Origin of the sequence: Serratia sp. PL17, assembly GCF_017832355.1 — a bacterium.
Classification (GTDB): domain Bacteria; phylum Pseudomonadota; class Gammaproteobacteria; order Enterobacterales; family Enterobacteriaceae; genus Serratia.
The window spans coordinates 78,663-102,287 of sequence record NZ_JAFIBY010000001.1; the positions used below are offsets into that span (position 1 = coordinate 78,663).

28 protein-coding genes are annotated in these 23,625 nt (G+C 54.4%); 8 read left to right on the forward strand and 20 right to left on the reverse strand.

Going from position 1 to position 23,625, the window contains the following annotated elements:
• Nucleotides 1-13 precede the first annotated feature (13 nt).
• From JOE25_RS00395 to lsrK, 6 genes are all read right to left on the reverse strand, one after another.
• Nucleotides 14-310 carry a hypothetical protein gene (locus JOE25_RS00395; RefSeq protein ID WP_209632252.1) on the reverse strand — a complete coding sequence of 99 codons (297 nt, stop codon included), beginning with the start codon at nucleotides 308-310 and terminating at the stop codon, nucleotides 14-16.
• Nucleotides 307-942 (reverse strand): AAA family ATPase, encoded by a 636-nt coding sequence (locus tag JOE25_RS00400; protein ID WP_037425112.1) that lies wholly within the window; start codon nucleotides 940-942, stop codon nucleotides 307-309. The genes JOE25_RS00395 and JOE25_RS00400 overlap by 4 nt, the downstream gene beginning before the upstream one ends.
• A 276-nt stretch (nucleotides 943-1,218) precedes the next feature.
• Nucleotides 1,219-1,560, reverse strand: coding sequence for an HNH nuclease YajD (gene yajD / locus JOE25_RS00405; RefSeq protein WP_037425115.1), 342 nt, complete (start codon nucleotides 1,558-1,560; stop codon nucleotides 1,219-1,221).
• Between the two features lie 98 nt (nucleotides 1,561-1,658).
• Nucleotides 1,659-2,552: a LysR family transcriptional regulator gene (locus JOE25_RS00410; protein ID WP_209632253.1), complete on the reverse strand. Its 894-nt coding sequence runs from the start codon at nucleotides 2,550-2,552 to the stop codon at nucleotides 1,659-1,661.
• A gap of 60 nt (nucleotides 2,553-2,612) precedes the next feature.
• Nucleotides 2,613-3,797, reverse strand: coding sequence for an MFS transporter (locus JOE25_RS00415; protein WP_209632254.1), 1,185 nt, complete (start codon nucleotides 3,795-3,797; stop codon nucleotides 2,613-2,615).
• Nucleotides 3,798-4,032: 235 nt separating this feature from the next.
• The gene (lsrK, locus tag JOE25_RS00420) at nucleotides 4,033-5,598 is read right to left on the reverse strand and encodes an autoinducer-2 kinase (RefSeq protein ID WP_209632255.1); all 1,566 of its coding nucleotides are present in this window, start codon (nucleotides 5,596-5,598) and stop codon (nucleotides 4,033-4,035) included.
• A gap of 187 nt (nucleotides 5,599-5,785) precedes the next feature.
• On the opposite strand from lsrK, the gene lsrG reads away from it, so the two are divergent.
• Together lsrG and JOE25_RS00430 are read left to right on the forward strand one after the other, a co-directional pair.
• A complete protein-coding gene (gene lsrG, locus JOE25_RS00425; protein ID WP_209632256.1) occupies nucleotides 5,786-6,079 on the forward strand; it encodes a (4S)-4-hydroxy-5-phosphonooxypentane-2,3-dione isomerase in 294 nt (97 codons plus the stop codon).
• Nucleotides 6,080-6,166: 87 nt separating this feature from the next.
• Nucleotides 6,167-6,760 carry a LysE family translocator gene (locus JOE25_RS00430; protein ID WP_209632257.1) on the forward strand — a complete coding sequence of 198 codons (594 nt, stop codon included), beginning with the start codon at nucleotides 6,167-6,169 and terminating at the stop codon, nucleotides 6,758-6,760.
• Here the strand turns inward: JOE25_RS00430 and JOE25_RS00435 are convergent.
• Nucleotides 6,757-7,569: an AraC family transcriptional regulator gene (locus tag JOE25_RS00435; protein ID WP_209632258.1), complete on the reverse strand. Its 813-nt coding sequence runs from the start codon at nucleotides 7,567-7,569 to the stop codon at nucleotides 6,757-6,759. The two genes, JOE25_RS00430 and JOE25_RS00435, sit on opposite strands and share 4 nt — an antisense overlap.
• 66 nt (nucleotides 7,570-7,635) lie before the next feature.
• Here JOE25_RS00435 and JOE25_RS00440 point away from each other — a divergent pair, with 66 nt between their 5' ends.
• A complete protein-coding gene (locus JOE25_RS00440) occupies nucleotides 7,636-7,854 on the forward strand; it encodes a hypothetical protein (RefSeq protein ID WP_209632259.1) in 219 nt (72 codons plus the stop codon).
• Nucleotides 7,855-7,887: 33 nt separating this feature from the next.
• Here the strand turns inward: JOE25_RS00440 and JOE25_RS00445 are convergent, their stop codons facing one another.
• From JOE25_RS00445 to JOE25_RS00465, 5 genes are all read right to left on the reverse strand, one after another.
• Entirely contained in the window at nucleotides 7,888-8,736 is an 849-nt protein-coding gene (locus tag JOE25_RS00445) for a PA4780 family RIO1-like protein kinase (RefSeq protein WP_037425137.1), read from the reverse strand.
• A gap of 123 nt (nucleotides 8,737-8,859) precedes the next feature.
• The gene (gene amyA, locus JOE25_RS00450) at nucleotides 8,860-10,350 is read right to left on the reverse strand and encodes an alpha-amylase (RefSeq protein ID WP_209632260.1); all 1,491 of its coding nucleotides are present in this window, start codon (nucleotides 10,348-10,350) and stop codon (nucleotides 8,860-8,862) included.
• Nucleotides 10,351-10,480: 130 nt separating this feature from the next.
• Entirely contained in the window at nucleotides 10,481-11,140 is a 660-nt protein-coding gene (locus JOE25_RS00455; protein ID WP_209632261.1) for a DUF799 domain-containing protein, read from the reverse strand.
• Entirely contained in the window at nucleotides 11,137-11,493 is a 357-nt protein-coding gene (locus tag JOE25_RS00460) for a DUF4810 domain-containing protein (RefSeq protein ID WP_209632262.1), read from the reverse strand. Before JOE25_RS00460 ends, JOE25_RS00455 begins: the two co-directional genes overlap by 4 nt.
• Before the next feature lie 18 nt (nucleotides 11,494-11,511).
• The gene (locus JOE25_RS00465; RefSeq protein WP_209632263.1) at nucleotides 11,512-12,183 is read right to left on the reverse strand and encodes a CsgG/HfaB family protein; all 672 of its coding nucleotides are present in this window, start codon (nucleotides 12,181-12,183) and stop codon (nucleotides 11,512-11,514) included.
• A 465-nt stretch (nucleotides 12,184-12,648) separates the two neighbouring features.
• Between JOE25_RS00465 and JOE25_RS00470 the strand changes: the two genes are divergently transcribed.
• Complete coding sequence (locus tag JOE25_RS00470) at nucleotides 12,649-13,572, forward strand: bifunctional helix-turn-helix transcriptional regulator/GNAT family N-acetyltransferase (protein WP_209632264.1); 924 nt, start codon at nucleotides 12,649-12,651, stop codon at nucleotides 13,570-13,572.
• Nucleotides 13,573-13,596: 24 nt separating this feature from the next.
• Here JOE25_RS00470 and dapF read toward each other — a convergent pair whose 3' ends face one another.
• The 3 genes from dapF to JOE25_RS00485 form a co-directional block, all read right to left on the reverse strand.
• A complete protein-coding gene (gene dapF, locus JOE25_RS00475) occupies nucleotides 13,597-14,454 on the reverse strand; it encodes a diaminopimelate epimerase (RefSeq protein ID WP_209632265.1) in 858 nt (285 codons plus the stop codon).
• A 119-nt stretch (nucleotides 14,455-14,573) separates the two neighbouring features.
• Nucleotides 14,574-14,831, reverse strand: coding sequence for a DUF1471 domain-containing protein (locus JOE25_RS00480; protein ID WP_037425152.1), 258 nt, complete (start codon nucleotides 14,829-14,831; stop codon nucleotides 14,574-14,576).
• Between the two features lie 204 nt (nucleotides 14,832-15,035).
• Complete coding sequence (locus JOE25_RS00485) at nucleotides 15,036-15,293, reverse strand: YdgH/BhsA/McbA-like domain containing protein (RefSeq protein ID WP_209632266.1); 258 nt, start codon at nucleotides 15,291-15,293, stop codon at nucleotides 15,036-15,038.
• Between the two features lie 175 nt (nucleotides 15,294-15,468).
• Here JOE25_RS00485 and JOE25_RS00490 point away from each other — a divergent pair, with 175 nt between their 5' ends.
• Nucleotides 15,469-16,113: a TetR/AcrR family transcriptional regulator gene (locus JOE25_RS00490; protein WP_209632267.1), complete on the forward strand. Its 645-nt coding sequence runs from the start codon at nucleotides 15,469-15,471 to the stop codon at nucleotides 16,111-16,113.
• Between the two features lie 59 nt (nucleotides 16,114-16,172).
• Here the strand turns inward: JOE25_RS00490 and JOE25_RS00495 are convergent, their stop codons facing one another.
• The 5 genes from JOE25_RS00495 to JOE25_RS00515 all read right to left on the reverse strand — a co-directional run bounded on the left by JOE25_RS00495 (nucleotide 16,173) and on the right by JOE25_RS00515 (nucleotide 20,312).
• The gene (locus tag JOE25_RS00495; protein ID WP_209634120.1) at nucleotides 16,173-16,991 is read right to left on the reverse strand and encodes a MetQ/NlpA family ABC transporter substrate-binding protein; all 819 of its coding nucleotides are present in this window, start codon (nucleotides 16,989-16,991) and stop codon (nucleotides 16,173-16,175) included.
• A 20-nt stretch (nucleotides 16,992-17,011) separates the two neighbouring features.
• Nucleotides 17,012-17,680 (reverse strand): methionine ABC transporter permease, encoded by a 669-nt coding sequence (locus tag JOE25_RS00500; RefSeq protein ID WP_209632268.1) that lies wholly within the window; start codon nucleotides 17,678-17,680, stop codon nucleotides 17,012-17,014.
• On the reverse strand, nucleotides 17,673-18,698 hold the full coding sequence (locus tag JOE25_RS00505) for a methionine ABC transporter ATP-binding protein (protein ID WP_209632269.1): 1,026 nt from the start codon (nucleotides 18,696-18,698) through the stop codon (nucleotides 17,673-17,675). Before JOE25_RS00505 ends, JOE25_RS00500 begins: the two co-directional genes overlap by 8 nt.
• Nucleotides 18,699-18,948: 250 nt before the next feature.
• Nucleotides 18,949-19,392 carry an acetyltransferase gene (locus tag JOE25_RS00510; RefSeq protein ID WP_061806970.1) on the reverse strand — a complete coding sequence of 148 codons (444 nt, stop codon included), beginning with the start codon at nucleotides 19,390-19,392 and terminating at the stop codon, nucleotides 18,949-18,951.
• Nucleotides 19,393-19,421: 29 nt separating this feature from the next.
• The gene (locus JOE25_RS00515) at nucleotides 19,422-20,312 is read right to left on the reverse strand and encodes a LysR family transcriptional regulator (protein WP_209632270.1); all 891 of its coding nucleotides are present in this window, start codon (nucleotides 20,310-20,312) and stop codon (nucleotides 19,422-19,424) included.
• Between the two features lie 120 nt (nucleotides 20,313-20,432).
• Between JOE25_RS00515 and JOE25_RS00520 the strand changes: the two genes are divergently transcribed.
• From JOE25_RS00520 to JOE25_RS00530, 3 genes are all read left to right on the forward strand, one after another.
• Nucleotides 20,433-21,413 carry a quinone oxidoreductase gene (locus JOE25_RS00520; RefSeq protein WP_209632271.1) on the forward strand — a complete coding sequence of 327 codons (981 nt, stop codon included), beginning with the start codon at nucleotides 20,433-20,435 and terminating at the stop codon, nucleotides 21,411-21,413.
• 57 nt (nucleotides 21,414-21,470) lie between these two features.
• A complete protein-coding gene (locus JOE25_RS00525; RefSeq protein ID WP_209632272.1) occupies nucleotides 21,471-22,343 on the forward strand; it encodes an oxygenase MpaB family protein in 873 nt (290 codons plus the stop codon).
• Nucleotides 22,344-22,508: 165 nt separating this feature from the next.
• Nucleotides 22,509-23,612 carry a suppressor of fused domain protein gene (locus JOE25_RS00530; protein WP_209632273.1) on the forward strand — a complete coding sequence of 368 codons (1,104 nt, stop codon included), beginning with the start codon at nucleotides 22,509-22,511 and terminating at the stop codon, nucleotides 23,610-23,612.
• Nucleotides 23,613-23,625: the final 13 nt, after the last annotated feature.

The following is a 23,625-nucleotide window of genomic DNA, read 5'->3' on the forward strand; positions in this document are numbered from 1 at the left end:
GTTGTGAAGTTAACTACAGCTTTTTCAGCAGTTGCATAAGGTGTTCTTCGCTTTTTTCCGCCAGCCTGTCAATCGCCAGCTTGATAATGTCTGAACGGGTAATGCGCACCACGCCATTACGTGCGGCCTGCATAATAATTTCATCGATAGCATCGATATGGTTATCGGTCAGGCTGACTGAAATGGCTTTATAAGTGCGTTTGCGGCCCTGTGGTTTGGCTTCGGCTGCGGGCACCAACAAGGTGTGCGAGGTGGCGCTGTTGATAAATTCGTCTTCTGACATGCGGTGGGTTGGGGTGCGCTTTTTCACAGAATCACCTCTTTTACCAGGCTTTCGATTTCTGCCTGCGCTTTTGCGTTATGTGCCTCGTGCACGGTAATCGCTTCACCCCAGGCATCACGGTAGATCTTGCGATCACACAGACGGTTGCTCACTAACGTCAATTCTGGGTATTCACTCAACACCTGCGCCGCTTCGTTGGCTTCATTAATAAAGATGTTGGTTGGGCACATGTTCAGCACAATGTAGCCTTTCACCTTCTCGTTATACTCCTGCGCGGTGGCAAACATTTCCGACAGATAGCCGACGGTGTCGAGATCCATCTGCGATGGGCGCAACGGGGAGAGGAACAGATCGGCAGCCAGCAAGCCGGAACGCAGTTCGGCGCTATCGCGGCCCGCGGTATCGACAATCACATAGTCGTAATGGCGATCCAGCTCCAGCAGCGTTTCTTTGATTTTGCCTGAGGCGGCGACCACAGGGATATGCGGCAGGCCTTCAACATTCTGGCGGTCGTTATACCAGGTCATGATTGATTTCTGATCGTCAGCATCAACGATGATGGCCGTTTTCCCCTGTTTAAGAATCAGATACCCGGCGATATTGACCGCCTTGGTTGATTTTCCTACGCCACCTTTTTGCGAGCCAATCAAAACAATCATGCTGCCATCTCTTAATTTATTAAGCTGATAACTTATTAAGTTAATATGCTTGTTAGGTTGATAATTAAACAGGTTAACAACAATAACGCCTGAACAATATGCACCAACTGCGGCGGCTTGCCAAGCCGTATGCGGTTAACTTTACAGCCTATTTTGCTGGTAATTGAGTCAGTGGGTAAGTAGGAATGTTCTGGGAAGATGTGGGAGGTAGGGGGATTATTTTAATTTGGTAGCTTAATAAGTTATTAAGCTACCAGTAATGAAGAGCCTTGGGCGCTACTTTTTCAGCATCGACTTCAGATTGGCAAACGGGTTGTGGGTCGCGAGGCCGATGTCTTTTTGCGCGTCTTCACCGGCGATCACCGTTGAGCCATATTGGTCGGCTTCGGTATATTTTGAATGTTCATGATCGTGGCAGTACAGGCACAGCATTTCCCAGTTGCTGCCATCTTCCGGGTTGTTGCTATGGTCGTGATCGATATGGTGGACCGTTAGTTCGCGCAGATTTGAGTAAACAAACTCGCGCGAGCAACGCCCGCAAACCCAAGGGAAGATTTTCAACGCTTTTTCGCGGTAGCCGGTCTCCAGCCTCGCGTAGTTTTTTGGGATATATGCCATGGTCGGTGCCTGTCGGGTGATAACAATAATGCGTCTAATAATATCACAAAGCGCCGGGTTACAGCGTGCGGTACTTCATTGTCAGCGACGGTTATCGGCTATTTAAACGTCTCGACGGCCCAATCGATAAACACGCGCATCTTGGCGCTGAGATGGCGGTTGGAGGGATAGACCACATACATCTGTTCGTTTGGTGGCTGCCAATCCTGCAGCAGGCTGACCAGCTCGCCGCTGTCCAGATGCTGCTGCGCCATAAAGCGGAAGGTCTGGATGATACCCAGGCCGGCCAGCGACGCCGCCAGCAGGGCATTGCCCTCGTTAACGCTGACGTGATAGCGATGTTGAATATCAATCTCCTTGCCCCGATCGACAAAGTGCAGCGGCTGGATGCGATCGTTCAGCGCATGGCGGTAGTGTGCCAGCGGATAGCCCTGCTCCAGGTCGCAAGGGTGCTGTGGCGTACCGTAGCGTGCCAGGTAGGCCGGGGTTGCGCAGGTCACCCATTCAAGCGCGAACAACCGGCGGGCAATCAGGCTGGAATCTGCCAGCGGACCGCTGCGGATCACGCAGTCGGCGCTGTCGTTAATCAGATCGATGAGCCGGTCGCCTACGCCCAGATCGATCTGGATTTCCGGGTAACGTGCGATAAAGTCCGGCAGCGCGGGCAGCAGCAGTTGGCGTGCGGTCGAGCCACCGGCGTCAATGCGCAGCACCCCCTGCGGCGCGCTTTGCGACTCGGTCATGCTGCCTTCCATTTGTTCCAGTTCAGCCAACCACTTAACCGTGCGTTGGTAATAGCATTCGCCTTCGGGCGTCACCGACACGCTGCGGGTGGTGCGTTGGAACAACTTGGTTTGCAGATGATCTTCCAGGTTTTGAACCAGCTTGGTGACGGTGGCCTTAGGCATCCGCAGCGAATCCGCGGCGCGAGTGAAACCGCCGGTTTCGACTACGCGGTTAAATACCCGGATAGCGAGTAAATGATGATCCATAACGCTCTCAGTGCAAAACCCCGACCAATGCCGGGGTGTATTTCTGCGGATGAACAATGATTATGACTGTTTAGCGCCAATCATGCCGGAGCGCAAGGTCAGACCGAAAACCAGCGCGGCGGACAGGGTGAGCGCGCCACCGAACAGCATCGCGCTGCTGACGCCTTGCCAGTCGACCACTTCTCCACCCAGCAGTGCGCCAGAGGCTAAAGCAATCTGAATCACGCAGACCAATAATGCCTGGCCCGCCTCCGGGGCTTGGGGTACGGCGGCGAACATCCAGTTGGTTGCGCAGACCGGCACCGCGCCAAACGCCAGCCCCCATACCATCACCATCAATGTGGCACCCGCGATACCGCTGAGGAACGGTGAGACGATCAGGATCGCGGCCAGCATCGCGGCAATCAGGATAAAGGTGGCTCGTAGGCTGCGTTCAGCCAGCCGCTCGCCAAGGAAAGTACCGAGCAAACCAATGGCACCGTAGGCCAGCAGCTGCAGTGAAATCGCCGATGGGCTGAGAACAAACACCTGTTGCAGCAGCGGTTTCAGGTAGGTATAGGCGGCAAAGTGGCCGATAAACAACAGAACGATGGCGATAAGCCCGGTACGTGCCATCGGCAGACGCAGCGGGAGCAGCAGATCGCGTGGGGTCACAGGGCGGGTAGGGGGGACCGACGTCAACAGGCGTAGTTGCGCCAACAATACCCCGACCGCCAGTACGGCACTGCCAAAGAAGGCTGCACGCCAGCCGAACAGGTCACCGATCAATGCGCCGGCGGGAACACCGCACACGGCGCCCACTGAAATGCCGCTCAGGATCAGGGCAGTGGCGCGGCCCTGGCTGGCTTCAGGGACCAGATGGCGGCCGTAGTTGGCGGCGAAAGCCCAGAAGCCACCGACGCAAATGCCCAGCAGCACACGGCCCAGCAGCATCATCGGGAAGTTAACCGCCAGGGCAGAGACCAGATTGGAGACCGTGAGCAGCACGCTCAGCGCCAACATCAGCAGGCGACGATCAAGTCGACCGGCCGCCAGGCTCAATGCGGGCGCAGCGATGGCCGCGACGATACCGGGTACGGTCACCATGAGGCCGGCCTTGCCGGTGCTGACATCCAGGGAGGGGGCGATGTTGGTCAGCAGGCCGATCGGCAGAAATTCGGTGGTGACCATCACGAAACAGGCGACGGTGAGCGAAAAAATCGCCAGCCAGGGTGATGGTGCAGGTTTATCATTATTATTCAGCATAGTACCGTTCGTCCCAAGTGTAAGTGTAAACCGCGCGGCCAGCGCGGAGTGACAGAGATCACAATTTACGCAGGCATCTGCGGCGGATAAATCCGTTTTCGGTGGTTACACTGTTTCTGTGGGGGAATAATCACGGGAAGCGAGCGGGGCGGCGGCTGGCGCTGGGGCGTCAGGCCAACGATGTAATCGGCATAAGATTATGCAAAGGGCGCAGCTGGCCGCGCCCGAGTGAAGATTATAACCCCGGCGCTTTCCACATCGAGGTGGTCAGCCCGTGATCAACCAGAGTAAGCTGATCGGCGTAGACCTGTTGCCAGGTCTCTTTTTGCCGCTGATATAGCGCATGATTGGCCATATTCGGCTGATATTCGCGCTCCCAGCGCACCAGTTTTTCGCCGGTTTGCGCCAGTGATTCATACAGTCCTGCGCCCACGCCGGCAGCAATTGCGCAGCCTAGCGCCGTCGCTTCTTTCACCACGGGGACGCGTACCGTCAGGCCAGTGACGTCGCTGAGGATCTGGCTCCATAATTTGCCCTTTGAACCACCGCCGGCGAATACCAGTGATCCCGCCTGCACGCCGGAGAAACGGGCGATCTGCTCCAGATTACACGCCGACACAATGGCGGCGTTTTCTTCCAGCGCCCGGAACAGCGTCTGCTTATTACAACGCTCGGGGTCGAGCGACAGGTTGATAAACGACGGTGCGGCGTGGTACCAGGTTTTAAAATGCATGGCATCGGAAAATATCGGCATCACGCCGTAGGCTCCGGGTGGTACTCGCGCCGCCATCTCTTCCAACAAGCTGTAGGCATCTACGCCGAGCCTTTCCGCCATCAGCTTTTCTTCGGCACAGAAGGCGTCGCGGAACCAGCGCATGGTCAACCCGGTGAAGAAGCTGATCGATTCTGCCTGTGCCATACCGGGGATCACGTGTGGATTGATGCGGATGTTCATCTCTGGATCGGTTGCCGGTTCCGGCAGATTGACGATCTGTTGCCAGAAGGTACCGCCCAGCACCGCGGTCTGCCCGGCGTGCACGATCCCCAGCCCCAGGCTACCCAGTTGCACATCCCCACCGCCCATCACGACTGGGGTACCGCGCAACAGCCCGCTTTGTTCTGCCGCCAGTTCAGTGATATACCCCAGCACGCTGCCCGTCTCTTTCACCGGGGAAAGCATGTCGGCACGCAGCCCTGCCATGTCGAGCAATGCAGGACGCCAGTCGCGGCTGACTAAATCCAGCATGCCGGTGGTACCGGCATTAGAGGGATCCACCGCCAGTTCGCCGCTTAGCATATTCGCCAGCCAGTCGCTGATCATGGTCAGCGTCGCCGCTTGTCGGTAAATATCCGGCCGGTGATGCGCGAGCCACAGCAGGCGTGGTATGGCGCTCAACGCCAGCGTTTGGCCTGAATACTGGTAAACCTCACGTTCGAAATTATGGTTGTGCAGTTCTTTCAGTTCGCTGACTTCCTGGCTGGCACGTGCATCAACGTTGGCGCAGGCCCAGATAGGTGCGCCGTTACGATCGTAGAGCACAATGCCTTCGCGCATGGAACAGCAGGCTACGGAACGGATCGCCTGGCCAGTCAGGCCGGCGTTTTGCAGCGCCTGGCGGATGCACTGACAGGTTAATTGCCAGTTGTGGGTGAGATCAAACTCCATTGAGCCGGGTACGTCAGGTACCGCCAAATGCCGCCACTCGGCCTGGCCCTGGGCTATCTGGTTGCCTGCCAAGTCAAAAATTACCGCGCGAATGCTACCGGTGCCGGCGTCCAGCGCCATCAAATAGTTATCCATAGCTCACACTCTCTGGGGTTTGAATCTTAACTATAGATGTCGCTTCCCTCACGCTTGTGGGGGAAGTGAAGGGGGGCGCGGGATTTGTGAACTGCGCAGCAAAATTGCCGCTGCGGGGGGTAAATCGGCGGGAATAAATCTATGGTTGGAAAGCACATTGACCTTCAAAGTGAATCAAGGAGCAGTCATGCACGTCACTCTGGTAGAAATTAACGTTAAACAGGACAAAATCGACGAGTTTATTGAGGTCTTTCGCGCCAATCACTTGGGGGCGATCGAGGAGCCGGGTAATCTGCGTTTTGACGTGCTGCAGGATGAAACTATCCCAACGCGTTTTTATATCTATGAGGCTTACCGAGACGAGCAGGCCGTCGCCGCGCACAAAAAAACGCCACACTATCTGCAATGCGTGGAAAAGCTTGAAGCGCTGATGACAGGCCCGCGTAAGAAAACGACTTTCATCGGCTTAATGCCGGGTTAGGGCGTAACGCTAGGGTAATTTTGTTCAATACAGCGCGCGCCCGAATCGTCAGGCTGGCATCTGTGAACTCTTTCTCAGGTGCCCGTAATGAATATCTATCTTTCGATGGCCGCTTTTGCGCTGGCCGCCTCGATTACCCCCGGTCCGGTCAATATTGTTGCGCTGAGCGCCGGGGCACACTTCGGTTTTCGCGCCACCCTGCGCCATGTCTCTGGCGCCACACTGGGGTTTACTCTGTTGTTAATCCTGATAGGGCTCGGGCTGCACAAGTTGTTGCTGTTGTGGCCGGTGCTGACGCAGGTGCTCCAGTGGGCTGGCATCGCATTTTTGCTGTTTATGGCCTATCAATTGGCGTTTGATGACGGGCGGCTGGGTAACGGCAGCCAGGCGCAAGCGCCGTCTTTTTGGTATGGCGCACTGTTGCAGTGGCTAAATCCCAAGGCTTGGCTGGCTTCGGTGGCAAGCTTGGGGGCCTTTGTCGCCGACGGCGATCGGTTGCTGTTGTGGCAGTTCGCGGTGATTTACTTTGTGATTTGTTATGCGTCGGTGGCTTGCTGGGCCTATGTGGGTGCCATGCTCACGGGCCTGCTGCAACAGGCCCGTAATGTGCGGCGTTTTAATCGTTTGATGGCGTTGTTGTTGGCGGCCAGCGCCTGCTATCTGTTGGCCGACGGTGTTTAGCGTGGGTTTTGATACTGGCCGGGGGTTGCGGCCAACAGCAGTTTGAAGGTGCGCTGAAAGTGCGCCTGATCGGCGAAGCCGCTTTCGCTGGCGGCTGCGGCAATGGGGTATCCACGTTTTAGTAGCCGGTGGCCGAATTGAATACGTCGATTAACCAGATAGGCGTGTGGTGTCATACCGTAACGCTGTTTAAAAGCGCGAATCAGGTAAGACGGTGACAGTGAGGCGGCCTGACAAATGGCTTCTAACGTCAGCGGCTGAGTGCAATGCGTGCTGATAAACGCCGCCGCGGTTTCCAGCCTGGGGTGCTCGGTTGTTGGCGTGCGAGCGTTGCCCTGATGGATTTGCAGTTCAGAGAAATACTCTATCAGGGCAATGTGTTTTTCCAGATGGCCGCGCTGTGGGTCAATCAAGAGCGCATAAAGCCGATTCAGGCCATTGAACAGGGCAGGATCACGGCTGAGCACCGGGTTGAACGGGATAAACCCCCCTTCGCCCCCGCTGATTTCCTGCTGCAATTTACCCAGCCAAACGGCGTCGATATAAAACATGATGTACGACCATCGCTGGTCACCGATTGGATTGCAGGCATGGGCTTGCTGCGGGTTAATTATCACCACATCCCCGGTACTGACCTGCAACTGTTGGCTACCGTTAATATAAATGCTGGTGCCATCGGTGATGGCACCGATGGAAAAGATCTCATGGCTGTGTAAGGCGTAGCAGACCTTGCGGCCATCTTCAATGGCACGGGCTTCCACGAACGGGAGCAGCGGGTCACGCCAGAACTGCGGTACATTTTCGGTCATTGGCTTTCCTTTCTGGCGCGAGGGGCTAGCTTGTTATAGCGTAAAATATGCGCTGGAGGGAGTGCGATGATGATTTTTAACGTGTTCGGTCGCCTGCTGGGCGTCAAACGGGTGGGAGCAGAATGGCAGCTCTTTCGCGTGACCTTGCCGGAGCGAAAATATGCGCGTAGCCACGACATCGTGTTGCCAGATGAATTGGCCGAGGATGACATTGCCGGTTATCTGGGGGACATTTACCATGAGGCAGCGTCGGAGCGCCATCCTGACGTCTTCAGAATTGAATAGCCCTCGGTCACGGGGACATGACCGGGGCAGCGTTTAATCTTCTTCGTTGCGGGCCATCAGCTGGCGCTGGTGTTCTTCGCTTGCCGCCTGGATTTCTTCCAGAACTGAGCCGACATCCGCGCGTTTATTGCTTTCGATAAACTTGCCTGTCAGCACGCTTGCCGGCGTTAGATTGCCTTCTTGATACAACGCCCAAATCTCTTTAGCGTACTTGCTGCCAAGCAGTTCGGGCGCGTACTGGCCGTAATAATGCGACATGTTATTGATATCGCGTTCGAACATACTTTTGGCGTGGTTATTGGCGGCGGCGTCCACGACCTGCGGCAGATCGATAATCACTGGCCCGTTTTTGTCCATCAGCACGTTGAATTCCGACAGGTCGCCATGTACCAGCCCGGCGCACAGCATGCGCACGGCGTAGTTCATCATCAGTGCGTGATCGGCCCTTGCCTGTTCCGGCGTCAGGGTCACATCGCTCAAACGCGGGGCCACCAGGCCTTCTTCATCGGTAATGAGTTCCATCAACAACACGCCATCCAGACAGATGTCTGGTTGCGGCACGCGCACGCCCGCTTTGGCGAGCAAATACAGCGCATCGACCTCCGTATTCTGCCAGGCTTCTTCTTGCTGCTGGCGACCGAACTTAGAGCCTTTGCTCATGGCGCGTGCATCGCGGCTGTTACGTACTTTACGGCCTTCCTGGTAGTTCACGGCCTGCTTGAAGTTACGCTTGTCTGCTTCTTTGTAAACTTTGGCGCAGCGGATCTCTTCGCCGCAGCGCACGATAAACACGTCGGCTTCTTTGCCACTTTTCAAACGGCGGATGACGTCGTCGATTAAACCATCATCTACCAATGGCTGGAGTCGTTTTGGAATTTTCATGCAGCCTTGTACCCTATTTAGGCTCCGGTGTGAATGGTTTGCTAAGGTGTTACCCTCATTTAGACCCGAAAGGCAAAATTTAGTTTGTCGCCGCTGCGACACATTGCCGCAACGGCGCATTCTCTACAGGGTTTCTGCCAAAACCCAAACGCTGACGCTGCCGCCGTTAACCGGAAAAGTCGCCTTCCCGTTTTCATCGGTGGTGACCTCATCCTGCCGATTATCAAGCAGATCGCGCCAGTTTTTATGTGCCAGTTCAGCACCCAGCGAAACCGCTTTGCCGCTTTCAGCCCCATTGGTCAGCACCACGACGCAACCAGGAGCGTCGGCGGTACCGCTTCGGCTGAAAGCCACGCAGTTTTTATCATCAAAATAATCGGTTTGCACGCCGTTGGCAAAACGTTGTCGCGCCTGAATCAACTTTTCGAGTTCAGGGATGATCGGCATATCAATTTGGTATTCCTGGCCGTCGCTGCCTTTGTCTTTATAGCTGGCACCGTACAGATCGGGATAGAACACGCAAGGCACGCCCTGTTCGCGCAACAGGATCAAGGCGTAAGCCAGTGGCTTGAACCAGGGTTCGACTGGCGCTTCCAGCGACTGTAGCGGTTGAGTGTCGTGGTTGGCGACCAGCGTGACCGAATGTGCGGGATCGGCGGCAGTCAGGGTATCGGTGAAAATTTGTGCCATGTCGAACCCGTCCCCCTGTTTCGATGCCTGGTGAAACTTTAGGTGCAAGGCTACGTCGAACAACATCACTTTGCCATCGACCAGGTCAATATACTGCTGAAGGGCGGTCAAATCGTGCGACCAGTATTCAGCAACGATAAACAGATCACGTTGTGCGCTGTCACGTATGTGGTCAGCCCACTCTTTAAAGAACCAGGCCGGAATGTGTTTGGCGGCATCCAGACGGAAGCCATCGCACGGCAAGGTTTCCATCAGCCAGCGTGCCCAGTATTTCAGTTCTTCCACCACAGCCGGATTGCGGAATTCAACGTCGGCGCCCATCAGATAATCGTAATTGCCTTTCTCGTCGCCGACCTGATCGTTCCAGCCGTCGTCGCCGTAGTCATTGGCAATTTTAAATACGCCTTTCTCATCAGGCTGTTCGACGTAATCAACGCCACCAAAGCAGGTGTAATTCCAAATGAACTGAGAGTAGGTGCCTTGTCGGCCGGGGAAGGTGAAGCGGGTGTAAGCCAGTGCATCGAAGCCCTGATCGTTAATATCATTGCGGTTATTGGCGTCCGCCTTATACACGTGCACCTGTTCTTTCTCGTCGGCGCCGAGTTTATGGTTGAATACCACGTCATAAATTACCCGCACGCCGTTGTCGCGTAACGTCGTGGCGGCTTGGGCCAGCGCCTCTTTGTCACCGTATTTGGTCGCGCGGCTGCCTTTTTGATCGAACTCGCCTAAATCGAACAGATCGTAGCTGTCGTAACCGACCGAATAGCCGCCGGATGCGCCCTTGTACGCGGGAGGGAGCCACAGATCGGTAATGCCCAATTCGGCAATCTGTGCGGCGCGTTCGGCGGCTTCCTGCCATAACGTTCCGCCGTCGGGATAATACCAATGGAAAAACTGCAGCAACGTGGTTTTTTTCGTCATGAGCAAGCCGCCCTAATTGGCCAAAAGGAGGTGCAAGATGAGCCGCAACCCATCCTATCCTGTTACAGCATGGGCTACTTTTGGCAAAAGGGAAACTCGATTCGGGCGGCTGGATGCGCCGCCCTGAGGGTTAACGCTGACTGGCGTAATGCGGTGAGCGCGGGCCATACAAAATGGCACCATTATTACCGTTTGCCGACAGTAGGCGCGTATTGGCAATGGCGCCAATATCGAAGCCTTTGTCGCTGATGGTGTCGGCAATTTGCGCGATGGCCGCGCTGATCACCATACCCAGCAGACCGCCGCTAGCATTGTTGTTATTTTCGCTGCTGGAGGCAGTTGCGCTGCCAGCCCAGAGCTGTTTGCCGTTACGCAGATCGACCAACCTGGCGTTTACGGTAACGCGCGTTTCACTGTTAATCACGATATAGCTGGTGCCATATTGAACGACGTCCAGATACAGCACCGCGTCGGCACCGAAGATCTTATGCAACTTTTGAATGCTAACGGCGCGTATATCGTTGGCGTTAGTCAGGCCATTTTGCTGGAACGTCTCCTCGACCACGGCGACGGGCAGGACATAGTAACCTGCTTCTGCAAGCGGCAGCGTAGTACTGGCAAGCACGCTGTGGCTGGCTTTGACATCCGGCGACTGATTGACCGGCGGCAGTACCAGGATTGATTTTGGCTTACTCTCGTGGAACGCCGCATAATCATATGGAGCCTGTTTGGCGCAACCGCTCAGCAGCAAAGTGACAGCGATGCTGAAGAAACCTAATGCACGGTTCATTTAAAGCTCCCCTTATCCTTGGCCATCAGGAAATTCATAAACGGCGCCGATTCCGGGAACAGCGTTTTTTCCGTATTGAATTCGGTCATGGCTTGCCCGGTATTACCGGTTTTGCTGTACAGCAGGCCCAGTTGCGCATGCAGGCCTGGCGGCACGGCTTTATCCTTGGCGCGGGATTTTTCCACGATTTCCTTTAGCGTCAAAATCTGTTGCTCAGGGCTGAGGCCATCCTGCTGGTAATATTGATAAATCGAGGTTTGGTAGCCATCCCAGTTATAGAGCGTTTTTGGCGCGGCACAGCCTGCCAGCAGGGTTGCTGCAACCAGCACCCCACCCATTTTTTTAGTTATCATCTTTCTGCTTCTATTCCGTTAGTTAGCAGGGCGCCATGCGCCACTTTCGATACCGGCAACCAGGTTATTGACCGCTTCACGGACTGCCAGATCCAGAACTTTGCCGTTGAGGGTGGAATCGTAGCTGGCGGTGCCACCGAAGCCGATGATTTCACGGTTGGAGAGCTGGTACTCACCGGCACCCTGAGTGGAGTAAACCACTTCTGAGGTCTGTACGTTGACCACGTTCAGGTTGACCTTGGCATAGGCCACCTGTGTTTTACCGCGTCCCAGAATGCCCCACAGCTGGTGATCGCCCACTTCTTTGCGGCCGAACTCGGTAACATCACCGGTGATCACGTAATTGGCGCCTTTCAGCGTCTGGGTTTTGCCCTGAATGCCCGCTTCGGTTTTCAGTTCATCCATATTGGCGCGATCCAGGACGTTGAAACGACCGGTCTGCTGCAGATGAGTGATCAGGATAGTTTTGGACTGGTTACCTAAACGATCGACGCCATCAGAGAAAATGCCGTTCATATAGCTGGAACGGTTATCGAATTTGCCGACGGAGATAGGGCTGCGTTGGCCTTGGTAGCTGGTGTTGTAAGACGCCACTTTAGGGACGTCCAGAGAACGCGAGGATTCTGTGGCACACCCGGTCAGCAGGCTGACAGAAAGGGCGACTGAACAGATAACGAGTGATTTATTCATTGAGGTGCAATCTCTCCATGATGATAAAACAGCGCAAGACAAACCGCCTTACGCCCAGGGTTTAAACAGGCGGGGGAATCACTGCGACTATTTAAACGCCGTGATCCTGCCATGGATGTGTAACAAAATACAACTTAATATCGACATATTGGTTGTCATCGTAATTTTAATAACTCATTTAAATACAATGAATTGAGTAAGGTCATTATTCTTATCTTATCCGTTTTACTTTATTGGCTGTTTTTTAACTGATTAATTCTTTATTTAACCTAAATTAATTGGCTTTTTATTTTTTCAATTTAGCTAAATGAAGAAGGTAATTCTGCTGACGCTATCCTCTGGCCCTTGCCGTCGTGCCTGATCGATATTTATCCCCGAACAAATATCCGTTATGGTAGTGAAAATTAGATAACACTATCAACTAAGCGGTGGGTTTCACTGCCCGCCGAGACAGGAAGATTGACTATGGACATCAGAGATTTCAGGGCATTGTCACGCAGTCTGGTCAGAGAGCTGGGCATGTTGAATAAACAAAGTAATGGGACGCGTTTTTCGCCGTTGCAGATCCACATTCTGATTGAGATCAGCACGTTGCCGCTGGGCGTTACCTGCCTGGCAACCCGGCTGTGTATTGATAAGGCCAGTGCCAGCCGTGCAGTGCGCAGTCTGGTTGCCGCCGGCATGATTGAGGCTGTGGATTATCCCCATGATAAACGGCATAACCTGAACCAACTCACCAAACTGGGGCGCAAAACGCTGGCGTCGATTGATGCCAATGCCGACGGTTTTATGCAGGACGCCTTGGCACAGCTGGACGACGATGAGCTGGCAGACACGACCGCGACGATGAAAAAGATGGCTGCGGCATTACGCAGTGCTCGCAAACAGCGTGATGCCGCTTTACGGGTTCGCCCGATAACCGAGGCAGATGACGCAGCGATGGCGGGTATTATTTGCGCTGTATTCCGTGAATACTGCATGGACAAAATGGACGGTGTAAGCCTGCACGATCCCGATCTGGATCGTTTGACGGGCGTTTACCGGGATAACGGTGGCAAGTATTGGGTGCTGGAACAAGAGGGGAAAGTGGTTGGTGGGGTTGGTATCGCACCTTTGGTGGGGGGAGATGCGGGTTACTGTGAGTTGCAAAAGCTGTTTTTCAAACCCAGCGTGCGTGGGCTGGGTATGGCGCGCTATATGGTGGTACAGGCGCTGAAAGCCGCGCGAGCAGCAGGGTTCCGTTATTGCTATCTGGAAACCACGGAACAACTGAAGGAAGCACTGGGACTATATCATGCGCTGGGTTTCACCTTGTTGACGGAGAAACGCGGTAACACGGGCCATCACGGCTGCAATATCTATATGCTCAAGAACCTGCGAAGCGACTGATGTTCGCATTATCCGCAACGTGTTTCAGCGCAGTGCATTTTCGCCGCCGACAAAGCAGTCTTCGTCCAGCGTCACGCTGGCGATTTTATGCACCGGCCCGAGCATGGTGACGTCAAAGTCGTCGCTGATCCCAATCTGTAGCTGGCCGCCGGGCATATGTACGCTAACTTTATCGCCAACCTGATTCAGTTTGCGCATCACGCTGGCGGCGGCACAACTGCTGCTGCCAGAGGCCATGGTAAACCCGGCGCCACGTTCCCAAATGCCAATGCGCAGCGTATTGCGATCTATCACTTCCACCAATTGCACGTTGGTTCGCTTGGGAAACAGCGGATGATGTTCGATCTGTGGCCCCAGTCGGTGAACCTGAGCCAGATCAAGCCGGGCGACGGGAACCACGCAGTGCGGGTTGCCCATCGACACCAAAGAAACCTTGACGCTTTCGTCAGCTAATTGCAGCGGGTAGTTGAGAACTTCAGGCAAGTCGATCAGTGCCGGCAAGGCTGCCGGTGCAAAATTGGCTCGGCCCATTTCTACTCGAACCTGGTGTTTATCCTCACTGACCTGACAGCGTACGTCGCCGCCTGCAGTGTGTACCAAAAACGGCAGGTGGCTAACGCGACCAATATCGAAAAGATAACGGGCGTAAATACGCAGGCCATTGCCACTTTTTTCCGCTTCGGAACCGTCCGGATTAATAATGCGCAGCGTAGGATTTATGCGGTCTCCGCTGTCTATGAGCAAACCGTCCGAGCCTATACCGTAATGGCGATGGCACAGCATACGTATCTGTTGGTCAGTCAGCCGTGCGGCAACTGAATGATGACATACCAAATAGTCATTACCCAGGCCCTGATATTTGTGGAATAGCAATGGTGTCATGGACGTTGTTGGGAGGTTGTTATGGGGGCGTGTTTACAGACTACAACAGATCTTGAAAGTAGGGGGAAAAAACAAAAGGCGGCCAAGGCCGCCTCTTTGCACAATTGCCGAATCAGCAATTAATTGTAGATGATCGCAGTACCGTGCAGTTTGTTGTCGCCGGTTGTTGAGATGATCTGGAATGATTTAGCGCCGGCTTCATCTGCTTTGGCTGCCAGCTTGTTTTCCAGGCTGGTCAGGTCGGAAGCACCACTGACGGTAACCACCCCGACTTTTTGCAGATCTGTCGGTTGAGCGTTAACCAGGTCGGCGGCGAAGCTGCCGAAAGAGGCAGAAGCAAGTGCGATAGCAGCGATGGTGATTTTCAGGTTTTTCATGGTCTTATTTCCTATCTCAATATTCTGTACGATGTTTTTTCGTTGGGTCGTTAAATTAATTAACGATCGATAATTTAATGTTAGACGCCTGTTCGGCGATTTGCAACTATTTTTTTAATGTTCGTTAATTAATTTGTTTTTAGGCTTCTTCCGCCAAGAGGTCGGTTACGATCGTCTTGGCAGTGAATTACGTATAACCTACTGTTATTGATAGATTACTGCGGTTCCGTGAAGTTGGTTATTACCCCCGGCACCAATGATGCGGAATGATTTTGCGCCAGCTGCATCCGCTTTGGCTGCCAAACTGGCTTCCAGTGAGCTGAGATCGGAAGCGCCGCTGACGGTAATCACACCGGATTCTTGCTGATCCGCCGGCTGGTTATGGACCAGGTCAGCGGCGAAGCTACCGAAAGAAACCGAGGCCAGAGCAAGAGCTGCAAGAGTCATTTTTAAGTTTTTCATGATGTTATTTCCTATTCTAGGTGCGTAAACTGGGTTGATTACTCTGTGTCGTTATGATTACTTAACGATCGATAATTAAATGTTAATCGCTTCTCGACGGGAGCGCAATATTTTTTTATAATGATCGTTAATTTAATTCGTAAGCCCTGCTGCGGGGCAGGATAAGAGAGGGTCTATGAGTATCAATGAAGACGTCTGTGCCAAAAAAACGCGTGGCAGACCGAAACAGTTTGATCGTGACCGTGCGCTCGATAGCGCACTCGATCTGTTCTGGCGGCATGGTTATGAATCGACGTCGCTGTCCGATCTGGTTGAGGTGACCGGGGCCAAAGCGCCGACGCTCTATGCGGAGTTCGGCAACAAAGAAGGGCTGTTCCGCGCGGCAGTGGAACGTTATCTGCAAAAATACACCACTTGCACCAATCAGCTGTTGGAGCGGGATCTGCCGGTCGCTGAAATCGTTGAAGCCTATGTGCGTTCTTCGGCTGAAGTATTTACCGACCCGGATACGCCTTCCGGCTGCTTTATGGTGTGTGCGTCTGCGGCACTGTCGTCGTCGTCTGATGACGTCGCCGAGATGCTGCGTAAAAAACATCATTCGAATGAAGCCAGCCTGCGCGCGTGCTTTGACCGCAAGGTGCAGCAGGGGGAGTTGTTGGCGAAAACCGATACCGCGTTGTTGGCCAAATATATCGTTTGTACTGTCGAAGGGATGTCCGTTCAGGCGCGTGAAGGGGCAAGCCGTGAGGATTTATTCCGTTTGCTGGATGCATTGATGCTGGTGTGGCCGCGCCTGAGTCAGGTGGGCAATAAAGTCTAGGGCAGAGCGGGTGTCATTCAACAAGGCGAAAGGCCGCATTACTGCGGCCTTTGTGTGTATTACTGGTTAACAGGGATCACGGCGCCTTGGTATTTTTGGCGGATGAAGTCCTGAATCGCTTTGGAATGCAACACGTTTACCAGTGCCACAATCTCTGGTTTGTTAACGTCGGCTTTATGTACGGTGATGATGTTGGCATAAGGATTGTTTTCACCGCTTTCGACCGCGATTGGATCTTTGGTCGGATTCAGCCCGGCATCGATGGCGTAGTTGGCGTTAATCACTACCGCATCCCCTTCATCGTTGTTGTACATCTGCGGCAGTAGCGCCCCTTCCACGTTTGCCAGGAACTTCAGATGTTTTGGGTTTTCCACCACGTCGGAGATACGCGCATCCACCTTGCTCACGCCCGGCTTCAGCTTAATTACGCCTTCCTTCTCAAAGATTGACAGAATTCGCCCCTCTTCTGCCACGGCGTCACGCATGATGATTTTGCCGTTGTCTGGCAGATCCTTCAGGCTTTTATACTTCTTGGAGTAGATGCCGATAGGTTCGATATGGATGGCACCGGCGCTGACAAAGTCGTAGCTTTTATCACCGGCATGGTCCTTCAGCACCGAATTCAGATAAGGCACATGCTGGAAATAGTTGGCGTCAATGTCGTGGCTGGCCAGCGCGGTGTTTGGCAGGATGTAATCCTGGAAAGGTTTGATCACCAGATCAATGCCTTCCTTCGCCAAAATCGGCTTCGCTTGCTCGAGGATTTCCGCGTGGGGCACATTGGATGCGCCGACCACCAGCTTGGTTTCCGCCGCTGCACCAAAAGACGCCAGTGCGGTCAGAGAGGCGAAAGCCAGCATCATCATTTGCTTTTTCATCATCATTATTCCCTGGTTATTTATCGTTTATCGAGCGTTGTTGTAATGGTGTCGCCGATGAATTGGATAACGAAAACGATCAGCAGGATCGTCAGCGTTGCCACCAGCGTTACGTCACCGTGATTGCGTTGAAAACCTTCCAGATAGGCCAAATTACCCAGACCGCCTGCACCAATCACCCCTGCCATCGCGGTATAGCTCACCAGCGCTATCAGTGTGACGGTAATGCCGGAAACCAATGCCGGAGAGGATTCCGGCAGCAGCACGCGGAAGATAATGGTGCTGGTTTTAGCGCCCATGGAGCGGGCTGCTTCGACGACCCCTTTATCCACTTCGCGCAGGCCAATCTCAACCAGCCGCGCATAGAATGGCGCCGCGCCAACAATCAGCGCCGGCAGCGCAGCATCGGCCCCTAAAATGGTGCCGATCAGCGTCTTGGTGAATGGGATCAGCAACACGATTAAAATGATGAATGGGATAGAGCGGAACACGTTGACCAGTACTGAGATTAGCGAGTAGACGACGCGGTTTTGCAATAGTTGCCCACGAGAGGTCAGGAACAAAAGCACGCCCAATACAATGCCAAGCACCAGCGTTGCCAACCCGGCAATGCCCGTCATGTACAGCGTTTCCCAGGTGGCGCTCAGCAGTTGGTCAATACGCAGGTGAGGGAACAGTGATTCAATCATGTTTAATGACCTCAACGGCGATTTCTTGTGTTTTCAGTAAGTTCAACATGCTGTCGATTTGCAGACAGTTGCCTTCGGCGTGGATATACAGCTCACCAAAGGATCCATTCAGAGTTTGGCTAATTTTGCCGTGCAGGATGTTAATGCTCACCCTGTAGCGCAGGATCACCTCTGAAATCACGGCCTGATGGGTTTGTACGCCGACAAACGTCAATTTGAAGATTGCGCCTGGCAGATGTTTAGCGAGCAGGGGATTGAAGCTTTCCTCGGTCTCCTGATACTGCGAAACCTGCCTGACGAACTGTTGGGTAATCAACTGCTGTGGACGGGTGAAAACATCGATCACTGGGCCTTCTTCGACGATGCGGCCATTTTCCATGACGGCTACGCGGTGGCAGATTTTTCGTACCACGTGCATTTCATGGGTGATCAGCACAATAGTCAGGTTGAGTTTGCGGTTGATATCCAACAGCAACTCAAGAATCGCATCGGTAGTCTGGGGATCGAGCGCCGAGGTGGCCTCATCGCACAATAAGACCCCTGGGTTATTGGCCAATGCGCGGGCAATGCCGACCCGCTGTTTTTGTCCGCCGCTCAGCTGTGACGGGTAGGCATCTTCACGGCCTTGCAGACCCACCAGCGCAATCAGTTCTGCCACGCGCGGCTTAATCTGTGCCTTGGGCACGCCGGCAATTTGCATTGAGAACGCGATGTTCTGGCTAACGGTGCGCGACCACAACAGATTGAAGTGCTGAAACACCATACTGATTTTCAGCCGCGCCTCGCGTAACGCGTTGCCTCTGGCACCGGCGATATCGAAACCGTCGACCTGAATACTGCCACTGGTGGGGGATTCCAACCCGTTAAGCAAACGGATGAGGGTGCTTTTACCTGCACCGCTATAGCCAATAATGCCGTAGATTTGCCCGGCTTCTACCGCAAGGCTCACATCATCCACCGCGACAACGCGGCCCTGTGTGCTATCAAAAGTTTTGCAAACGTTCGAAAGAACGATCATAGAGAAGCGAATCCTTATTAATACATCACAGCATTCCGCCTGGAACGCGTAACACCGGACAGGGTTCGGTTTCTGGGGATAAGGGCAGGCGGGACGTCTGTTGCTGGTGAATACAGGGCAATCCTACCGGGGGTTGATAGTGACAGGAAGAATGTAAATTCTATTAGTTATTCTGATTTGATATATAAAATGATGAGCGGAAGTGATGGGAAAATGGCGGCCAGAACGCACGCTGACCGCTTGGAGTTATTTAACGTTTGGTCAGTTTCATGTGCAGTAACGGGAAAGGATTACCCTGACCGTCGAGCGCAGAGCGACCGGTAATTTCAAAACCGTAGTGGCGGTAAAATCCGCTGGCCTGCGGGTTTTGCTCATTGACGTCCAACTGCAATTCGTTATGCAACGATTCCGCGTGTGTCAGCAGCGCTTTACCAACGCCTTTGCCACGCTGCTCGGCATCGATAAACAGCATCTCTACCTTGTTGCCATCAAGCCCAATAAAGCCGCAAGGATGGCCTGGCCTATCTTCCGCCACCCAAACGTTGACCGAGGGCAGATAGTCGTTGAGTACCAACGGGTAAAGTTGAGCGATGTTTTCTTCAGTGAGAAAATGGTGAGTGGCGCGCACCGACCGCTGCCAAATCTCCGCCAGTTGCGCATTATCTTCCGCTGCGCGTGCTCTGATAGTGATCATAGAAATCCCCATGATTGAACCCACTTATTTTAAACGCGCCCCCACAGTTTGGCGACGGTCAGGGCGATAAAAGCTTCCAGTTTGGCTGACTGCCGCCGTTCCGGCAGATAGACCAAATGCATCGATCGCGGGTGTGGCCAATAGTCGGGTAACACCTGTATTAATCGGCCGGCGGCGATATCGTCATCCAGCAACATGTTGGCATGTAACACGACGCCAAAACCGGCTAACGCAGCGCGGCGCACCCCTTCGCCAGAGTCCATCCGCAGACGTGGCCTGACCGGCACGCTGACTTCCCCGTGTGGCCCCTGTAATCGCCAAACGTGGTTGCCCTCCCACTGGCTGAAACCGAAACAGCTGTGCGTACTAAGCTGTTCAGGCCGCGTTGGTACGCCGTGCTGTGCCAAATAGTCTGGCGAAGCTGCCAATGTCATGCGGTAATCGGGCAAGGCTCGTGCGACCAGGCCGTCATCCGCTACTGGCCCAATGCGAAACGCGGCTTCGTAACCTTCCTCAATCAAGTCCACTTTGCGATCTGATAGCACCACTTCGGCTTCTACTTCCGGGTGCTGCTGGAGGAATTCGGTCAGGATTGGCGTTAAAACGCGGTTGCCAAAGGTGACGGGGGCACTGATGCGCAGCAGGCCACTCGGGGAACTCAACAGGGCTCGTGCACTTGCTTCGGCGGCGTCGGCATCGGCCAGCAGGCGACGGCAGCGTTCATAGAACACCCGGCCGGCCTCGGTCAGCCCTTGCCTGCGGGTGGTACGGTTGAGCAGCGGTGCATTCAGCCGTTGTTCCAGGTGGCGGATATGTTTGCCTACCATGGTTGGGGAGATAGCCATCTCCTCGGCGGCGGCGACAAAACTGCCTTTTTCCACGACGCGAACAAACACCGCCATGCTGGTTAACCGGTCCATTATAAACCTCGGGTGTTTTCTGAATGCGCTGTGGGCCACTGTGCTTGATTATAGCGCTTTGCGATAATCATTCTATCGACCGTCAGTGCGTTATTGGCGGAAATTTCCCGGAGCAGCAACATGCATGCATTAGCGTTTGAACAATTTGGCGGGCCAGACGTGCTCGAATACCTTGAACTGCCGACGCCTGCGGTACCGGCGGGTGCTGTGCAGGTGCGAATGGGGGCTGCCGGGTTGAATTTTGCTGACATCTACCGTCGCAAGGGCAATTACGTGCTGCACGGCAATCCGCCACATATTGGCGGTTACGAAGGTGTGGGCACCATTATTGCCGTGGGTGAGGGTGTCGAAGGTTGGCAGATCGGCGAGCGAATCGGTTTTGCCGATGTGCCTTTCTGCCATGCTACGCGCATCAATGTGCCGGTAGAACATGCATTACGGCTGCCCCAGGCGCTAAGCGACGTAGAAGCCGCGTCTATTTTGTTGCAGGGGCTCACGGCGCAGTATCTGATAAATGACAGCGTGCAGGTTAAGGCAGGCGATCGCGCGCTGGTGCATGCAGCGGCGGGGGGCGTTGGGCAGATCCTGACTCGCATGCTGGTTGCACGCGGCGCGCAGGTTTACGCCCTAGTGTCTTCAGCACATAAGCAACAGATTGCGATGAATAACGGCGCAGCGGCGGCCTTCACCTATCAGCAAGACTGGGTTGCACAAATTGCCGCATTGACCGACGGCGGCGTGGAGTACGGTTTTGACTCGGTGGGTATCACGTTGCAACAGAGCATTGACGCACTGCGCCCCGGTGGCCGAGTGGTGACTTTTGGCATGGCGGGCGGCGAGGCACCGGCAATTTCGGCTTACAGCTTGATGATGGACTCCAAAGGCGTGGTCGGTGGCGATCTTTGGACATATCTCAACAGTGGCAAAGCGCGGCGTGAACGTGCCGAGCGTTTGTTCAGCAGTTGGCAGAACGGCGAATTTGCTGTGCCGCATATCGAAACCTTCCCACTGAGCGACGGGGCCGCGGCTCATCGCCGGCTGGAGGACCGTAGCTTTGCCGGCAAAATTGTCTTGCTCAACGATCGCGACCCGCAGAGTTAAAAGCGCCTCCCCACGACGTGCTACACTGACCGCCAAAACGTAAGCGGGGTCAGCGGAATGGAAGTCATACGCGCAGCAATAGAAAAACAGGTAATCAGTCTGACCGGGCTGGCACTCGGCGGTATCGATTTTGAGAATCCGCCGGGCGATCCGGGCCTGTTTGGGCCACAGTCGGTCATCTGGCGGGTGCACAGTGATTTCACCTCAATGCTGTGCGGCGGCGTCAGCGCCTTATTGTTGCAGATGCTGCACCCCTTGGCGCTGGCCGGGGTGTGGGATCATTCCAACTTCCGTGACGATATGCTTGGACGTTTGCGCCGCACCAGCCAGTTTGTCTCCGTCACCACCTTTGGCCCTACCGCAGAGGCCGAACGGCTGATCGCCAAAGTGAAAGCGATTCATCTGAAGGTCAACGGAATTAGCAGCGATGGCAGGCCCTATGCCGCCAGCGATCCTGACTTGCTCACGTGGGTACACGTGGTGGAAAGCAGCTGTTTTTTGGCCAGCCATTTGCGCTACCGCAACCCTCATCTTCCTTGCGATCAGCAAGACCGTTATTACGGTGAAACGGCGCGCGTAGCCGCTGCCTTGGGTGCACGCGATATTCCAACCACCTGTGCGGCGGTGGAGGACTACCTACAACGGATGCGGCCTCAGTTGGTGTGCGATGAACGCACGCGGGAAGTGGCGCGCATTCTGCTGGCCGCCCCGGCACCGAGCACGCTGGCACGGCCTTTTGGTGCCCTGGTGATGCAGGCAGGCATCGATCTATTGCCGGATTGGGCGCAGCGGCAGTTTGGTTTTGAACCCGGTGTATTGCGCCAGCGGCTGGTACGCGTCGGTACCGCGGGCGTCGGTAAAGTGCTGCGCTCCTCAATGCGCAACGGGTCCTATCAGCGAGCCTTACGCCGAATTGGCCGGTCTGTCTGAGCCATCACACCCTATAATTGTCATCAAGAATCCCAGGTTTAGGACCACTTTTGAGACTTTTACGGGTGATCCGGCCGTTAATGCGCTTTACACTGGGCATAAGCCAATTTCCATTTTATTTAGCGTGCAGCAATTATTCTGCACCTCGACCCTATTTGAGGTTATATGAACGAGTCACACGTACTTGCTGAAGTCAGTAATGAGAACCAGACGCTGGTGGCGGTGGTTCAGCAAGATCATCGGGCTGCCTATTTTTATATTTATCCCTCAGAACAAGAAAGCGAACGTTTTCAGGTGAGTGCGTGCTGGTTACGTAACCTGGCGGCGGCCCCGCAGCAAGAAGACAGCGCAGCGCTGGCGCTGGGCCAGCCACCGATGCTGGCGGCCGAGTTTTGCCGTAATCTGGAAGGCGAAGCACCATTGAATCCAGAAGGATTGATGGTGGTCTGGACAGAGAGTGATGACGGTGCGGCGCTGTGGTATTACGGTCAATTGTTGGCGGTGATCCCCGGCTGGAGTCTGTATATCGACCATTCGGTGTGTTATTCCGCCAGCTGTATCAAAGAGAGCCCGTTGGCTTATCCACTTGGCTCCGCGTCGACCAATACTCAGTATGCGCTGGCGGAAAATACCCGCCAGTTCTGGCGTAGCTGGCAGCGTGAAGAAGGCAACCCGTGGCCAAAAATGCAGAGCGATTATCAGGCGCGTTACGAGCAGCATTTTGGCCCTTCGGTGAAATACTATGCCATCGATCAGGGCAAATGGCCGCCGATGGCCATTACTCAGCATGAACGTGAGGGTATCTACTATTTTCTCACCATGGGCGTCAGCATCCGGCCGATGCCGTGGGTGGAAATCCTGTTTAATGACGACGCATCTCGCTATCGCCGTATGGAAATGGGCATCGCCATCGATGGTCAATACATGAACGAAGAGAATGCGGTACAGATGGCCAGCGCATTGGCCGGGTTTGCTCATGCGCCTTGGGCGAAAATTACCTGGTTTGGTGAAGGGCATACTCTGGAGTCTGACGTTGCGCCGCAGGGTTATGAGGGCTACGTGCTGTCTTCGTCGTTTTATCCGTACAGCGAGCATCTGAGTTTGCCTAAGCAGTATGGCGACCCGGTCAATATTTTCTGGGCCAGCCCGGTCTTTGAAGCGGAGCGTTTGTTGGCACATGCCACGCCGAATGGGGGCCATGAGTTGGTGAATAAGCTGCGTGAGCAGGGGGTTGACCATATCTTCCGCCCGCGCCAACCGGTATGCTAACTTCCGATTCTAT